This window comes from Alcanivorax sp. 1008, assembly GCF_020667895.1.
Lineage (GTDB): Bacteria > Pseudomonadota > Gammaproteobacteria > Pseudomonadales > Alcanivoracaceae > PGZG01.
The window spans coordinates 155,807-171,981 of record NZ_JAFMPS010000001.1 but is presented as its reverse complement, the minus strand read 5'-3'; the positions used below and the strand labels follow the sequence as shown (position 1 = coordinate 171,981).

Sequence of the window (16,175 nt, the reverse complement as noted above, 5' to 3'; positions counted from 1 at the left end):
TCATCGGGCGGATGAGATTTTTCGCCCGAAAATCATAAATATTATTTTTCTGAGATATTTTTCCGCTTCAAGAGCCAACAAGACTGGCACACCAGCCATGATAACCAGCACACCATCTTCCAGTGTCACCGGCCGGGAATCGAAAAAACGGTGCATAAATGGGGCATAGGTAAACATCACCTGCAACACTACCACCAGCCCCACAGACACCAGAACCACTGGCGTTCCCATCACCCCACGCAAAGTGATTGAGGTGCTATCCAGATAGCGTACCGCGAACAGGTAAAATACTTCCATGACCACAAGGGTATTGACTGCCAGAGTGCGAGCCATGGCGATGTCATGTCCATGGTGAATCGCCCATCTGTACATGGCGAAAATACCAGCAACAAAAAGCATCGACACAAATGCGATACGCCATACCAGCAGCCCGTTTAGCAGCTTCTCGTGGGAAGACCGGGGCGGGCGCTTCATAACGCCAGGCTCTGCCGGCTCAAACGCCAGGCTCATGGCCAGCGCTACAGAGCTGACCATATTCACCCAAAGAATCTGTACTGCGGTGATTGGCAGCGTCAGGCCTGCCAGCAAGGCAATAATCAGACTGCCCGACTCTCCGCCATTAATGGGTAGAAAAAAGACAATAGACTTCTTCAGATTATCGTAAACCGTGCGCCCGGCCCTGACAGCCGCCGCCAGAGTGGCAAAGTTGTCATCCAGCAGGACAATCTCGGCTGCTTCACGGGCGGCCTCCGAGCCCTTGCCCCCCATGGCAATACCCACATCCGCTCGCTTTAGTGCCGGCGCATCATTAACTCCGTCCCCGGTCATGGCCACCACTTCGCCAGCGCCCTGTAGTACCTCCACCAGACGTAGCTTATGTTCCGGGCTAGTGCGGGCAAATACATCCACCTCCTGAGCCAGAGCCTGCAACGCCTCATCACTTAGCTCATCGATCTCCTGCCCGGTGACCACGCGCTGCGAGTTCTTCAGGCCAAGCTGGGCGGCAATAGCGGATGCGGTCAGAGCATGATCGCCGGTAATCATCTTTACCCGAATACCAGCCCCATGGCAGTCGGCCACCGCTGCGACAGCCTCTTCCCGTGGCGGATCGATCATGCCCGCAATACCAATCAGGGTAAGGCCTGCTTCCACTTGCTCGAAATCCAGCTCCACATCACCCCGACTGGCCGGCTGGCTGGCGAACGCCAGCACGCGCATACCATCGGCAGCCAATGCATCAATCTGATCCTGCCAAAACTGGCGGTTCAGGGGTTCGTTACCATTCTCAGCATGCTGTTCGGCGCACATATCCAGAAGTCTTTCCGGCGCTCCTTTGACGAACACCTGCTGGTGATCATGGTGGTCATGATTCAACGTCGCCATAAAGCGATGCCGTGCATCAAAAGGAATCACATCGATACGGCGCCAGTCCTGTCTGGCCACCTGGTCGTCCAGACCGGCCTTGATGGCGAATGCCACCAGCGCACCTTCCATCGGATCGCCTTCAACCTGCCAGACCCCGTTTTTGTGACGTAGACTGGCGTCGTTGCACAACAGGGCGGCACGGCCCAGCAAAGTCAGCGGCGTGCTTTGTTGAGCGGGCTCACCGTCACAACGTACCGCACCATCCGGTGAGTAACCGTCGCCATCCGGTGAGTAACCGTCGCCATCCACCTGATAGCGCCGACCACCAACAACCACGGCAGCCACCATCATCTCATTGCGTGTCAACGTGCCGGTTTTATCCGAACAGATCACAGAAACGGCGCCCAGGGTTTCAATTGCCGGCATGCGCCGCACCACCGCATTGCGGCGCGCCATGCCCTGCACTCCAATCGCCAGAGTAACTGTCAAAATTGCCGGCAAACCCTCTGGAATCGCGGCAATGGTTAATGCCACCACCGCAACAAAGAGCTCCGTCGGATCATTATGGCCAAGCCAATAGCCGGCGAAGAATATCAATACACCAAGACCAATAATGACGAACGACAGATAACGAGCGAAAACATCCATCTGCCTCAGCAACGGTGTAGACAGCTGCTCAATTGCCGCCAACATACCGGAGATGCGACCAATTTCCGTATCTGCACCGCCAGCGACAACCACGCCACGGCCAGTGCCGTAGGTCACCAGGGTGCCGGAGTAGGCCATATTGCGCCGATCGCCCAATGGCAACACGCCACTCAGTACTTCGCTGCTCTTCTCCACCGCCATGGACTCGCCAGTCAATACGGCTTCGTCCACTGCTAAAGATCGGCTCTCCAGCAAACGTAAATCCGCCGGCACCCGATCACCCGCTTCCAACAAAACAATATCACCGGGGACCAGATCCTCTCCGGCCACTGTTTTACGATGCCCGTCACGCCATACGGTGGCTTTCGGTGCCAGCATATGACGAATGGCGGCCAGCGCCTGCTCCGCTTTACCTTCCTGAAGAAAGCCGATCACCGTCTGCACCAGCACCACGATAAGAATCACCGTGCTGTCGATCCAGTGACCCATCAATGCGGTAATGGTAGCTGCCGTGATTAGCACATAGATAAGCAGGTTATTGATCTGATCAACAAAGCGCCGCCAGGTAGACCGGCGCGCACCTTCAGGCAAACGATTGGCACCGTAACGAACAAGCCGATCCGTCGCTTCTTGCGACGACAAGCCTGCGCAATCCACCTGCAACTCAGCAAGTACCTGCTTTACCTCAAGCGTGTGCCACTGCGTAACAGTCATTCCTATCCCTGCTCAAGCAATCTAGAATTCGAGCTTGCCGACAATCACAATCTGGTAGTTGTCTATGCTTTCCGTGGCGGTCAGCGGTACCGCCAGGTCGACGTGCAAAATCCTGTCAGCGCGCGCCTTGGAGGAGCTAATCCGTAGTCCCAGCCCCGCGTTAGCCAGCGTTTCGTCAATCTGCACTATGCTGTCAGTACTATCCCAGGTTCGGCCTACATCCACATAGGCGGCACCACCAATCCGTATCAAGTTATACGGATGCCAGTCGGTAAAGTGTCGCCGCTCTATACTCATTAACCAGCGTCGATCACCACGCTGTGTGTCGATGGGATAACCACGCAAAACATCAGCGCCGCCACTACTTAATTGCTCGTCCTGACGAATACCTTCAGCACTGTCGAGCCTCAGTGAAGCGAACCAGCGATCACGCCGACCGATAAAGTAGTAGTAGCGTGCTTCCGCAGCAAAAAAAGTACTTACCAACTGATCATCATCACGGCGCCAACGACCGGTAGAGGAGAGAGCCCATTGAGTCAGGTGACGATCGCCACCGCGCATCGACTTGCCCAGCTCTGTGGAGAATGGAATGGAGTTTTCGCTACTACCCATTCCCATATCAGCCACACCGACACTGAACGCCCAGCGGATACCCAGCGGGATGTCTTCCTGGCGATTATTAAATGAGATATTAGTGGCCCGCCAGAATGTATTACTGACCGACTCCAGACTAAACCACGGATAACGTATTTGCTGATCCTGAGGAACAACGGAACCAACATCAGTGGCAAAGAATCGATCCGCCTGATCGGTAAAACCCAGACGCCAGCGCAGCACCCGATCATTTCGCACGCCCGCCGACCAGCCGCCGAAAACCCGATCATAATCCAGTTCATGGGCATAACGATTCAGCAGCACACCAAGAAGTTCTATTTCATGCTCTTCACTTTGCCGCTGCCACGTGCCACCCCCGCTCCACTGACTATTAAGCTGGTAAAAGGGGCGTTCCACATTGGCCAGTCGCAACTCACCGTCAGTACTATCCACATAGGCTGCCTGCATGGCGACATGCGCACCAAAAAAATCAGTGCCACTCCACCATACAGCCTGACTGGTGCGCTCCGGGCCTGTGGACCAGGACACCGACAGATCCTGCCCGCTACCCAGCACGTTGCCATAGCTAAAGCCGCCAGAAGAAGAAGCCTCCCCACCTTGGCGAGATGCTGAAGCGATTGGCGTCAGTGTCCAGACATCGCGCACCACCACCAGCAGATCAATACGTCCGGCGCATACTCTGGCGGGCACAATCATGGCATCCGCGAAGTAGGGCTTCTCCCGTAACAGCCGCTCGCTTTCCTCCACTTTGGCGGCGATCAGTGGTGCGCCGCTGCGGATGGTCAACTGCCGTCTGACGGTACTGTGCCGAGTACTGAAATGAACCCGGTTTGCCATCCGATAGAGGCGATGGTCTTCATCTGGATTATCAAGGTTAAAAATCGGCAACACGACAATCTGCCGGTCTCCGATAACCAGCCCTTCATAAGCAGCATAGTCCACCGTGGCACGAGTGCTAAGAAACTGGAACAGGGCCGGGTCGTCTTCACTGAAATATTCTACGCAACCCTCCTCCGCATAGCCCGCAAGAGGCCAGAAAAGCAGCATAGGCAGCCAATAGCGAAGCATGGCGCGAGCCGTCACCGGAGAGCCCTCACTATAATGTCGATCTCATTTCTCCCTGGTCAGCTAGCCAAATCAATATACCTAAACCACACTACACTGACACCCGGATAGTCCGCAGAGTTGCCTTACCCCCGAACATTCGCGCAGCATGGACTTTGCTGTGACAAGGAACACCTCAATGGATGAACTTGCCAACCAGTTCATAAGCACCAACCAGACCGCACTGCGGCTCATTTCCGCCTTACTTATCGGCATGCTGATCGGTGTCGAGAGAGGCTGGGAAGCGAGAGAAAAACAATCTGGCCAGCGCATTGCTGGCATCCGCACTCACTCGCTGGTCGGCCTGCTCGGTGGCCTGGGAGTACTGCTGTCCAACCTGATCGGCAGCTGGGTATGGCCCGCACTGCTGTTAGCGCTGACTGCAGTCAGTCTGTCCGCCTACCGCATGCACAGCCAGCGGACTGGCGACCTCAGTATTACTGGCCTGGTCAGCTTGTTATTAACCTTTTGCTTTGGCGCCATGGCCATGGCCGGAGAACTGGTCTTGGCCGCTGCTGCCGCAGTGGTGACCGTCATTATTCTGGACAACAAGCGCGAAATTCATGGCCTGCTGAGCAAACTGCAGGCCCATGAGCTGGACGCCGGCTTCAAGTTACTGCTGATCTCCGTGGTGGTGCTGCCACTGCTGCCCAATGAGGGCATGGGACCCTACCAGGCCATCAACCCGTTTGAGATCTGGTGGATGGTGGTACTGATTGCTTCGATCTCTTTTGTTGGCTACTTTGCCATGCGCGGCTGGGGTGCCAGCAAGGGCATCCTGTTCACCAGTCTGTTCGCCGGCCTCAGCTCATCCACTGCACTGACCCTGCAATTCGCTCGCCAGTCCCGTGATGCACCAGCACTCAGCCCACTGTTAGCCAGCGGCATCCTGCTAGCCTGCGGCACCATGTTTCCTCGCATACTGGTTTACTGCGCCCTGCTATCACCCGCCTTATTCAACAGCCTCATCGTGCCGATGCTGGTGATGACGCTGGCGCTTTATTTGCCGGCTCTGGCCATCTGGCGGCGCCACCGGGTGCAGTCCGTTGACAGTCCGGAAATGAAACAGAATCCACTGGATCTGTCCGCTGCGGTTTTATTTGGCCTGCTGCTGGGCGGCGTCATGCTATTAGCCTCCTGGATGCAGGAAGTGATGGGAGACCAGGGCCTGTACCTGCTGGCGGCCGCTTCCGGTATCGCTGACGTGGACGCAATCACTCTATCGCTAACCCGAATGACCACGAGCGGCCTAGACCTGAGCACCGCCACATTGGCGATCGTGGTCGCTGCGGCGGTCAACAGTCTGGTCAAATCGTTTATCGCGGTGGCAATCGGCACCCGTGCTCTGGCCCTGCGCGTTGCTGTGCCAATGATGCTGTCACTGGGCGGCGGGCTGGTGGCTGCGCTAGTGCTCTGAAAGAACTAAAGCGGACTCTGCCGCCAGTAAGGTCTGCTTTCTGTGGACGCCCCAGCGATACCCGCCGGGCTTGCCATCCTGACGAATCACCCGGTGACAGGGAATCAACAGCGCCACCGGATTGCTGGCCACCGCACTACCAACAGCTCTGGCGGCGCCGGGGTGACCACTGGCCAAGGCCAGCTGTGAATAACTAATGCAGTGCCCTGCTGGAATCTGCAGCAACGCCTGCCAGATATCGAACTGAAAATCTGTTCCGGCAATATGCACTGGCACTGACTGCTGGCTAGCACTGCCTGCAAACAGGGAAGAGATCACTGACTGAGTGCGCCCCGGGTTTTTCCGCAACTGCGCCTTCGGCCAAAGTGACTGCAAAAAAAGCACTGATTTTTCAGAGGACGAATCGCCACACAGGGCATCGACGAAATCCAGCCGACAAACCCCAAGATCGGTCATCGCCACCAGCACATCACCAAAGGAAGTAGAATGAACACCGTAATCAAGGTGCCGCGCCGCCCCTTGAGAGGGGCAAGCGCTCATCCTGATAATTTTCCCGGCTGCTGGATGCACCCGTTACCTGGCCTCGTCCACCATCTGTATGGTGATATCTTCCACTTCACCGGCCACCTGAGCCAGCGCCGGATCCTGCGACAAACCCGCCAGCATTTGCTTGGGCCGGATCATACCAATCATGGTTTTACCTTGTTCGGTGTAAACGGAAATACGACAGGGCAGCGCCATATTCAAACGCATATCCGCAGACATGACCTTCGCCGCCTGAACCGGATTGCACACTTCAAACACTTTGCACTGCTCGGCAAACTCGACTCCCTTGCTACGCAAGGTGGCGCCGATGTCATGCACATACAGCACCCCGAATTTATGTCGAATTACTGCCGCATTCAGGTCCGCTGCAGCCTGCTCAAAGGATTTTTCTGTCTCGACAACGTAGTACATAGCAAACCCTCACTGCGTAAAACAGCCCGCCGGCTGCAGCTCTTTCAGCCTTTCTGACAGAACGAATCAATAATCCGGTTAAGCGTCTTGCTGGGTCTCATGGCAGCAGTCACTTTAGCCACATCCGGGTGATAGTAACCCCCCATATCCACCGGCTGGCCCTGCACCTCCTGCAACTCCTTGAGAACCACCTCTTCGTTATCCGCCAGCTCTTTGGCCAGCTTGGCAAAGCGCGCCTTCAGATCCGCATCTTCATCCTGCGCCGCCAGTGCCTGCGCCCAGTACAGGGCAAGATAGAAATGGCTTCCCCGGTTATCCAGCTCGCCAGTTTTTCGCGATGGCGACTTGTCCTGGTCAAGAAATACTGCGGTGGCCTGATCCAGAGCCTTAGCGAGAATCGAGGACTTGTTGTTGCCCGTCTTTTCACCCAGATCCTCTAGCGACACCATCATTGCCAGAAACTCGCCCAGGGAATCCCAGCGCAGATGATTTTCCTCAACAAACTGCTGTACATGTTTGGGAGCCGAACCGCCCGCGCCGGTTTCAAACAGACCACCGCCAGCCAGCAACGGCACAATCGACAACATCTTGGCGCTGGTACCCAGCTCCAGAATGGGGAACAGATCGGTCAGGTAATCACGCAGTACGTTACCGGTTACCGAGATAGTGTCTTTGCCACGAATCAGCCGTTCCATGGTATGACGGATGGCCTGATCCAGCGACATGATGCTGATGTCCAAACCTTCGGTGTCATGATCCTTCAGGTAGCGCTCTACCTTCTTGATCATCTGCGCATCATGGGCCCGCTCTGAATCAAGCCAGAACACCGCCGGCATACCGCTAAGACGAGCACGCTGCACTGCCAAGCGCACCCAGTCACGGATCGGCGCATCCTTGGTCTGACACATACGCCAGATATCACCCTTCTCCACATTCTGGCTGAACAACACCTCACCAGCCTGATTAACCACCTGAACGACGCCATCTTCCGGCAGCTCAAAGGTCTTGTCGTGGGAGCCGTACTCTTCCGCCTGCTGCGCCATCAGGCCAACATTTGGCACCGTGCCCATGGTGCGTGGATCAAAAGCATCATGGTGTTTGCAGAAGTTAATCACTTCCTGATAGATGGTGGCGTAGGTGCTTTCCGGAATCACCGCCTTGGTGTCCTTGAGCTTGCCATCGGTACCCCACATCTTTCCGCCAGCGCGAATCATTGCCGGCATGGACGCATCCACAATCACGTCACTTGGCACATGCAAATTGGAAATGCCGCGATCAGAATCCACCATCGCCATTTCCGGGCGATGTGCATAGCAGTCACGAATATCTTCCTCGATTTCCGCCCGCACCGAATAAGGCAGCGAAGAAATCTTCTGGTAAAGATTACTCAGGCCATTCTTGGGGTTAACACCAATTTCCTCAAACAGTGCCTGATGTTTTTCGAACACTTCTCTGAAATACACGGTGACCGCGTGCCCAAAAACGATCGGGTGGGACACTTTCATCATGGTTGCTTTAACATGCAGCGAGAACAGCAAACCCGCATTACGGGCGCCCTCGATTTCTTCCTCCAGAAACTTGCGCAGCGCCTTGACGCTCATAAACATGGCATCGACCACCTCGCCTTCCAGCACCGGGGTCTTTTCCTTCAGAACAATGGTGTTGCCATCTTTGCTGAGCAACTGGATGCGTAGCACATCAGCCTGTTCCATGGTCCGCGACAGCTCACCATGATAGAAATCTCCCTGCCGCATATGCGCCACGTGGGTGCGCGAAGCCTGACTCCACTTACCCATGGAATGGGGGTGCTTTCTGGCAAAATTCTTTACCGCAGTAGATGCCCGGCGATCAGAGTTACCCTCTCGAATTACCGGATTGACAGCGCTGCCCAGAGCCTTGCCGTAACGTGTCTGAATGGCCTCTTCTGCCTCATTAGCAGGCTCGTCCGGGTAATCTGGCAGCGGATAACCCTGGGACTGCAGTTCGGCGATGGCATTCTTCAGCTGCGGAATAGAAGCACTGACGTTAGGCAGCTTGATGATATTGGCTTCCGGCTTGAGGGTCAGCTGACCCAAAGCAGCCAAATTGTCTGGAACTCGCTTGTCCTCCGGCAGGTACTCCGGAAACAGGGACAGAATGCGTGCCGACAGGGAAATATCGATGGGCTCTACAGCAATCCCGGCAGGGCAGGTAAAGGCATTAACAATGGGGAGAAAAGAGTAAGTAGCGAGGGCGGGGGCTTCGTCGGTCTGTGTATACACGATCTTGCGTGTTTCAGTGCTCATTTCGTTCCTCGAATGCGACTGGTTAAAGTTCGGCTATCTGGTTTGTCTGCAGGACACCCTCGACTTTTGGTCAGGACTGCCAGACAACACCTTTCCCGTGTGAGGCTTTTCTATTAGACCGCTAATCTACCACTTCTTCGTGAAGAATTGGATAAACCACCCTGCATGCTTGGTAACAGGATGATTTAGCGGAACTTTTGTGATCTCCGTCAGATTACTGGCGAATCAGCTTAGCCACCTGATCAGCGTCTGACGGCCGCACCAGACGCGCCACCTCCTGACCATCTCGTAACAGAATCAGGGTTGGCCAGAGCTTGACCCGAAAGGCCCGCCCCAGAGGTCTGCCCTTGCCGTCGGCTACCTTGATATGGGGTAGCCGGGGATGATCAGCCAATGCCTGCCGCACTGCCGGCGCCGCCGCCTGACAGTGACCACACCACGTGGCGCCGAACTCAAGCAGCGCATCACCAGTAAGTGCATCAAGTTGCTCAAGAGTCGGTGCATCGTCGCTATAGTCGGGATTAAACCCCACATTCGGGCTGGCCATGACCGCACTCCTGAACTAGAAATCAACGAACTTTTAAACGGTTATTGGTATCCCGATTACTCTTTATAAGGTCGTCACTGTGAACATTTTATAAGGTCGTCACTGTGAACATTCAATGGCAGCTTGGAGAGCCTGTCATAGAGCACCACATTGACTGCTGCCGCCAGATTCATACATCCCGTGGTGGGCACAAAAACCACCTCATCAGCAGCGTCGACGATGTCCTGGGAAACCGAGCCATCCTCCGGGCCAAATATGTATATGACGCTATCTGGATGACCAAAACCGGGAAGCGGCGTCGCCCCTTCAGCGAACTCCACACATACCACCTTCATGCCATCAGGCAATTGCTCAAGCAGGCTATCCACCCGCTGCAGTGGAACCCTGTCAACAACTTGCCTGGTGTCTGTTTGATACTGGGCCGCTCGCTCAAACCTGCCACCCGTATAGCACACCTTATCTGCCTGATAGCAGCCTGCTGCGCGCATCACAGCACCAACATTGGTCGGGCTTTTCGGGTTATACAGACCGATAAAAACAGCCACAGGCGTCAACCTTCCGGCAAGGCAAGAGATAAATGGAAGCAGGTACCGTTGGGCTGTCTACTCTGCCAGCTAACGTACGCCCCGATATCTGCCGCTCGATAACGAATATTGCCCAACCCGGCACCGAGCCACTGTGACTGTTCCGGCATGCCCGGACCGTCATCGGTAATCGTCAGCGTTAGCTTGCCCTGCTCCATGGCGCAATCAAGCTCCACCAGACCGTGGCCAACATGCTTGATGATATTGCTGGTCACCTCACGCAGAATGCGGCTTAGTTGATAGCCAATGGCGGGATCAATATCCTGATCCGGCAAAGAGTCCACGCCGTGGTACCGAAAACTCATATCTGCCCCCACCAGCCGGACCTCCATCTCCGCCACCATCGCCGTCATCAGCGCCAGCAGCTGGCGATACTCATAACGGCTCTGCGATACCGCCTCTCGCAGTGACATCAGCGCCTCACGGGCCAACTCGGTTTGCCGTTGGCTGGCATCCGCATGAACAATGGATACCAGCTTTGCCCCCACATCATCATGCAGATCCCGATAGATATTCTGTCGCTCCTGTTGCGCCGTGGCATGCAACTCCAGCGCCCGGTTCTCGGCGTAGCTGCGCTCCAGTGACGCCGACACATCACGCACCCGAGCCTCAAGCTGGGTGTTAAGGTGCTCGCTTTCATCCAGCGCTTTAACAAAGGTGCGGATCAGGTAGGCAAATATCAGCACCAACAATATGCCAAAGCCATACTGCATCAAAGTGCCTTCAGGCAATCCACCGGGCACCTGAGCTGCCGACCAGAAAGCACTGATATCGTGGGCCACCAATGCAGCTATCAGTAGAAAGCCCGGCATAAACCAGAGTATCCCCCGGGCATGGCCACGCAGCGCCCGCAATGCACCGATGGCCAACAGATAAAGCACCAGAGCCAGATGCACCCCATGAACCACCGTGATTACCAACGCATGATGACGGATGTCCATACTGAACAGGGCCACCCCGGAGCCGATCACCGCCAGTATCGCCAATCGTCTTGGCCAAGGCGCATTCAGCTGCATCAGGTGGTACAGGAACATAAACAGGAAAAAGCCCGCCAGATCCACGCAGTAGTAAGAGAAGCGCAGCCAGACACCATGGGGCAATGGCGAGAACGAAGACGCCAGATAGAACATCACCACAGACCAGCTCAAACACAGCAAGGCAAAGTGCAAATAGAGACTGTCATCGCGACGCTGCAACCAGACGAAAAAGGTAAACCCGCCCATAATCAGGCAGGCAATCATGCTCCATTCGGCAATAGTGACTTGCTGGAAGGTCTTGGCGCGATGCATCTCGGCAAGTGCCCCTGCCTCGGCAAAGATAACTGGAGACAACATCGCATTGGGCTCGCCGGCGCGAACACTGATCAGCAACTGATTGCCGCTATCTCGCCACAGGGGGGCGGCAATCCGCTCGAAGTAAGGCTGGTTCCAGCCGGTAGACTCAAGACCATCGGCACGGGTAGTGCCACCCAGGCGTGTCCCGTTCAGGAACAACTCAATGTCAAAAACATGATGCTGGATATACAGGCCACTACGATGCTGCTCTGGCACTGTGTCCAGATCAAGCCGAAACCAGAATTGACCGCTGGTCTGCTCAGCGGCAGCGGAGAATGGCAGATTGACCGATTGCCAACTTAGCTGCGCCGATGGCGCCTCGGAGCGTTGGGCGGTGAAGGCAACTTCGCCAGCAGACAAACGCGTGAAGTCCATCTCCCGGGCAACAACCGTCGAGACCGACAAACCTGAAAGTATTACGACACAAAGCAACAGGCAGCGACGCATGGAATCCAACCGGAACATCAAACCGGAACGCACCTTAACCGGTGCAGTCAGGCAGTAACAATACATCAGATTGCACGGCCGGCAGACTGTCCCTGTCACCGTTTACTCTTCGAGGCGCTCCAGTCGTCGCCGCAGTGCGCCATTTTCACGTCGTAACTCTTCCAGTTCATCCAGAAGCTCCAACGCCAATGCTATCCCGGCCCAGTCAACTTGCAGCTCCCTACGCAAACGAACAGCACGGGTTATCTGCGCTACGGCGGCTTCGTCGAACTGCCATTCAACAGCCTGCTGGTCGTGTGGCTCGGCAATGCCATGGCCTACCAGCTCGGCTAAATCCTGATCCGAGATCGCCACCAGCTGATAAAGCTCAGTGGTACAAACCGTCACTTCCACTTCGGAGGCCATCGCTATCGACTCCATTGCGCACGGGGGTCAAAGCTGGCCTTCTCGGCAAGCTGCTCCCACAACTGATTGATTTCATCACTGCTCGCCGGCGGCATCACCACCTTCAACAATACAAACAAATCGCCCTGCCCCGCCTTGCCGGGCAAACCCTTGCCCGCAATACGCAGCTTCTTGCCACTCTGACTATTGGCTGGAATGCTCACCTTGATCGGACTGGCCAGCGTTGGCACTTCAATCTTGGCGCCCAACGCGGCCTCCCATGGCGCCACCGGCACGGTAACAATCAGGTTATGCCCCTCCACATCAAACAGTGGATGGGGCACAAGACGAATACGCAAATACACATCGCCCGCTGGCATATCGCCAACACCTGCGCTGCCTTGTCCCTTCAGGCGAATGCGCTCGCCGTCGCTAACCCCTGCGGGAATCTTGACGTTCAGACTCTTGGTGGTTTCGCCAATCAGCTCACCATACTGGTTGTATTCAGGCAGGCGGAAGGAAATGGGCTTGGTTTCAGAGCTAACCGTGTCTTCAAGAAAGACCGGCAGATCTATTTCCACATCCCGCCCGCGCCGCCCTGGCGCAGGTCCACCTCGACCGCCCTGACGGGCACCAGAAAACAGAGACTCAAAAAAATCAGAGAACCCGGCACCAGAAGGGTCAAAGCCGCCACCGCCGGATGGCTGCCAGCCCGGTGGCGCCTCAAAGGGTCCCCGCCCGCCCTGCTGGCTGCGCATGGCGCGCAATTGATCGTAATCAGCCCGCTTGTCCGGATCCTTCAGCACCTGCCAGGCTTCCGCCACCTCTTTGAACTTGGCCTCGGCGTCTTTTTCCTGACTGATATCCGGATGATATTTGCGAGCCAGGCGACGATATGCCGTCTTGATGGTGGCCTCATCGGCCTCTGGCTCCACACCAAGCAATGCGTAGTAATCCTTAAACTCCATTTCGACCTCAACGTCTGCAGCTGATGGGCGAGCTAGCAACCCTGAATATAAGGCTACTCTAGTTCACCTGCGCGGGGGGCGAATTGTCACAGGTCAGGGTTGCTACGGGTGAAAGCAAAGATGACGGGGCTATACGACCACCCGAGGACTGCCTTGTGCCACTGAATCATTTTCGCGATAGTAACCAATCTAGACCGTTTTTTTGGGGACAGGGAATGACCGGATCCAGCTGGCTTTGGGGCGCTCTACTGCTAGTGGCGCAGACAGCAACAGCGGTCACACAAGTCACCGTTGCCGTTGCCAGCAACTTCACTCAAGCGGCGCGAGAGATCGCAGAAGCATTTGAGCAGGAAACCGGGCATCAGGTTCTCTTTAGCGTTTCCTCAAGTGGCAAGCTATATGCCCAGATCAGCCATGGTGCACCTTTTGACATCTTTCTTTCCGCAGACATTGAACGGCCTGCGCTGCTTGAATCAAACGGACTGGTGGCACCTGAATCCCGCCGTACCTACGCCACCGGCCGACTGGTTCTCTGGTCCGTTGATGAGCGCTATCAAGACAAGGACTGTGAAGCAGAACTGAGAGCGAAAAATTTTGCCAAACTCGCCATCGCCAACCCCAAAGCCGCGCCTTACGGTGTCGCTGCGGAGGAAGTTCTTGCCAGTATCGGGCTCGACAAGAACCAGCTGACCGAACGCATCGTCACCGGTGAGTCAATTGCCCAGGCACTTCATTTTGTCGCCAGTGGCAGCGCCAGCATGGGCCTGATTGCAGCAGCGCAGCTGAATTTGCCAGATATTCCAGAGGGCACATGCCATTGGCAGGTACCGCAGGCCCTGCACAGCAAAATCGAACAGCAGGTGGTGCTATTGACGCGGTCAGCAAATAATCCAGCCGCCAAGGCATTTATGGCGTTTCTTGCCAGTGAGAAGGCGCAAGCCATTATATTGGCTCACGGATATGGCATTGAATAAATAATGGAGCTCTTTAACTCTTGGACTGCGAATATGCCTGGCCTCGGCCCTCTTTGGCTGTCGGTCAAGCTTGGCCTTATCAGCACGGCGATCCTTATCCTGCTCGGAACACCGCTGGCATTCTGGCTATCTCGCACCCGGTCTCACGCAAAAACCTTTATTGAGGCCATGGTGGCACTTCCCATAGTGCTACCCCCTACAGTGCTCGGCTTCTATCTGCTGATTCTGCTCGGCCCGAATGGCTTGGTGGGCAGCTATTGGGTGAAGCTGACCGAAAGCTCCCTTACGTTCAGTTTTGGCGGGCTCGTGCTAGCGTCAATTCTTTATAGTATGCCTTTCGTTATTCAGCCGTTACAGAACGCCTTCGAAAGCATCGGCCGCGGCTTTGTCGAAGCGGCTGAGACACTGGGTGCACGACCTCTGGACATTTTTTTTACGATAATCCTGCCACTCAGCACCCGTGGCTTTCTGACCGCAGCCATCATGGGCTTTGCCCATACACTGGGCGAATTTGGTGTCGTGCTAATGGTTGGCGGCAATATCCCCGGGCAAACCCGGGTGATTTCCATTGCCATCTATGACCATGTTGAAGCGCTGGAGTATGCTCAGGCACACGTCTTGTCCGGCCTGCTGTTGGCGTTCAGTTTCACCTGCATGTTTGCGCTGTATTTCATCAATGGCAGGTTACGCCATGAAAACTGATGCAGGACATGTAACGGCGGCGCTAAGTCGCCCCGACTTTACTCTGGATGTCGACATCAAGGTGCCTTCCCATGGTGTCACCGGAATATTTGGCGCCTCCGGCTGCGGCAAAACCACCCTGCTTCGCTGTATTGCTGGACTGGAGCGTGACGCCCGTGGAAGCGTCGGATTTAATGGCCAACTATGGCAGGACTCAGAAAACTTCGTGCCGCCTTGGCAACGGCCTGTGGGCTTTGTATTTCAGGATGCGCGATTATTCCCACACATGACAGTAGCCCGTAATCTCAATTACGGCCGCCGTCGTTCTGCGCCTTCCCCGGAGCTAAGCTCGCCGGAGCAGATTATTGATATGCTGGGCATCGGTCATTTGCTTGATCGGAAACCAGCCCAACTTTCCGGCGGCGAGCAACAGCGTGCGTCGATTGCCCGCGCACTGTTGCGCTACCCGGCATTGGTCTTGATGGACGAGCCACTTGCCAATCTCGACGCGGGGCGCAAGCAAGAAATCATGCCATTCCTTGACCGCTTGCACGCCAACCTCCAGGTACCAATGCTGTATGTCAGCCACAGTCTGGATGAAATGACGCGCCTGTGTGACCACCTGGTGGTGATGCAGTCCGGTCGAGTGCTCGGCCAAGGCAGGCTACACGACATGCTGATGCGTACCGATCTACCCACACTGGGTGGTGGCGAGGCTAGTACCGTGCTGGATGTTCGCGTGCTTGATTACGATCCACATTATCAGCTTTCCAGACTACAGTTTGCTGGCGGTGAAGTGGTTGTACCCGGCCGCCACGGTGATCATTGTTGTCCGTTGCGTTTACGCATCATGGCGAGTGATGTGAGTTTATGCCGGGAACGTCCACAGTCGAGCAGTATTCTGAATATTCTGCCCGCGGTAGTGGAGAGCCGGCGAGCCGAATCCGGTGGCCATGTACTGGTCCAGCTGCGCGTCGGTGAGGCAAAGCTAATGGCCCGTGTAACGTTGAAATCAGCAGAAGCTCTAAACCTGACTCAGGGGCAGTCGCTATTTGCCCAGATAAAAGGTGTAGCGGTAAAAAACTCCGCCGAGCAGGTGGCCATCGATAACGCCAATGCAGAAGCATGAAAAACACAGTGATACATAGGGG

The 16,175-nt window shown here is 55.7% G+C and carries 14 protein-coding genes; 4 read left to right on the top strand and 10 right to left on the bottom strand.

Going from position 1 to position 16,175, the window contains the following annotated elements; genetic code table 11:
• Positions 1-2,727 (bottom strand): cation-transporting P-type ATPase, encoded by a 2,727-nt coding sequence (locus J1C54_RS00875; RefSeq protein WP_229143940.1) that lies wholly within the window; start codon positions 2,725-2,727, stop codon positions 1-3.
• Positions 2,728-2,748: 21 nt separating this feature from the next.
• Complete coding sequence (locus tag J1C54_RS00870) at positions 2,749-4,410, bottom strand: hypothetical protein (protein ID WP_229143939.1); 1,662 nt, start codon at positions 4,408-4,410, stop codon at positions 2,749-2,751.
• Between the two features lie 175 nt (positions 4,411-4,585).
• Between J1C54_RS00870 and J1C54_RS00865 the strand changes: the two genes are divergently transcribed.
• Positions 4,586-5,863, top strand: coding sequence for an MgtC/SapB family protein (locus tag J1C54_RS00865; protein ID WP_229143938.1), 1,278 nt, complete (start codon positions 4,586-4,588; stop codon positions 5,861-5,863).
• Here J1C54_RS00865 and J1C54_RS00860 read toward each other — a convergent pair.
• The 8 genes from J1C54_RS00860 to J1C54_RS00825 all read right to left on the bottom strand — a co-directional run bounded on the left by J1C54_RS00860 (position 5,852) and on the right by J1C54_RS00825 (position 13,369).
• Positions 5,852-6,403 (bottom strand): methylated-DNA--[protein]-cysteine S-methyltransferase, encoded by a 552-nt coding sequence (locus J1C54_RS00860; RefSeq protein ID WP_229143937.1) that lies wholly within the window; start codon positions 6,401-6,403, stop codon positions 5,852-5,854. The genes J1C54_RS00865 and J1C54_RS00860 overlap by 12 nt on opposite strands.
• Positions 6,404-6,436: 33 nt before the next feature.
• Positions 6,437-6,820: a DUF302 domain-containing protein gene (locus tag J1C54_RS00855; protein WP_229143936.1), complete on the bottom strand. Its 384-nt coding sequence runs from the start codon at positions 6,818-6,820 to the stop codon at positions 6,437-6,439.
• A gap of 44 nt (positions 6,821-6,864) precedes the next feature.
• Positions 6,865-9,105, bottom strand: coding sequence for an NADP-dependent isocitrate dehydrogenase (locus J1C54_RS00850; protein WP_229143935.1), 2,241 nt, complete (start codon positions 9,103-9,105; stop codon positions 6,865-6,867).
• Between the two features lie 214 nt (positions 9,106-9,319).
• Complete coding sequence (locus tag J1C54_RS00845) at positions 9,320-9,652, bottom strand: thioredoxin family protein (protein ID WP_229143934.1); 333 nt, start codon at positions 9,650-9,652, stop codon at positions 9,320-9,322.
• A gap of 74 nt (positions 9,653-9,726) precedes the next feature.
• Complete coding sequence (locus tag J1C54_RS00840; RefSeq protein ID WP_229143933.1) at positions 9,727-10,197, bottom strand: RNA methyltransferase; 471 nt, start codon at positions 10,195-10,197, stop codon at positions 9,727-9,729.
• Between the two features lie 5 nt (positions 10,198-10,202).
• Positions 10,203-12,017, bottom strand: a complete 1,815-nt coding sequence (locus J1C54_RS00835; protein ID WP_229143932.1) for a 7TM diverse intracellular signaling domain-containing protein — start codon at positions 12,015-12,017, stop codon at positions 10,203-10,205.
• Between the two features lie 102 nt (positions 12,018-12,119).
• Positions 12,120-12,422: a chaperone modulator CbpM gene (locus J1C54_RS00830; protein WP_229143931.1), complete on the bottom strand. Its 303-nt coding sequence runs from the start codon at positions 12,420-12,422 to the stop codon at positions 12,120-12,122.
• A gap of 2 nt (positions 12,423-12,424) precedes the next feature.
• On the bottom strand, positions 12,425-13,369 hold the full coding sequence (locus tag J1C54_RS00825) for a DnaJ C-terminal domain-containing protein (RefSeq protein WP_229143930.1): 945 nt from the start codon (positions 13,367-13,369) through the stop codon (positions 12,425-12,427).
• Positions 13,370-13,584: 215 nt separating this feature from the next.
• Here J1C54_RS00825 and modA point away from each other — a divergent pair, with 215 nt between their 5' ends.
• The 3 genes from modA to modC are packed head-to-tail and all read left to right on the top strand — an operon-like array spanning position 13,585 to position 16,153.
• Positions 13,585-14,343, top strand: coding sequence for a molybdate ABC transporter substrate-binding protein (gene modA / locus J1C54_RS00820; RefSeq protein ID WP_229143929.1), 759 nt, complete (start codon positions 13,585-13,587; stop codon positions 14,341-14,343).
• 33 nt (positions 14,344-14,376) lie between these two features.
• Positions 14,377-15,045, top strand: a complete 669-nt coding sequence (gene modB, locus J1C54_RS00815; RefSeq protein WP_229143928.1) for a molybdate ABC transporter permease subunit — start codon at positions 14,377-14,379, stop codon at positions 15,043-15,045.
• Complete coding sequence (modC, locus tag J1C54_RS00810) at positions 15,035-16,153, top strand: molybdenum ABC transporter ATP-binding protein (RefSeq protein ID WP_229143927.1); 1,119 nt, start codon at positions 15,035-15,037, stop codon at positions 16,151-16,153. The genes modB and modC overlap by 11 nt, the downstream gene beginning before the upstream one ends.
• The last annotated feature ends 22 nt before the right edge of the window (positions 16,154-16,175 follow it).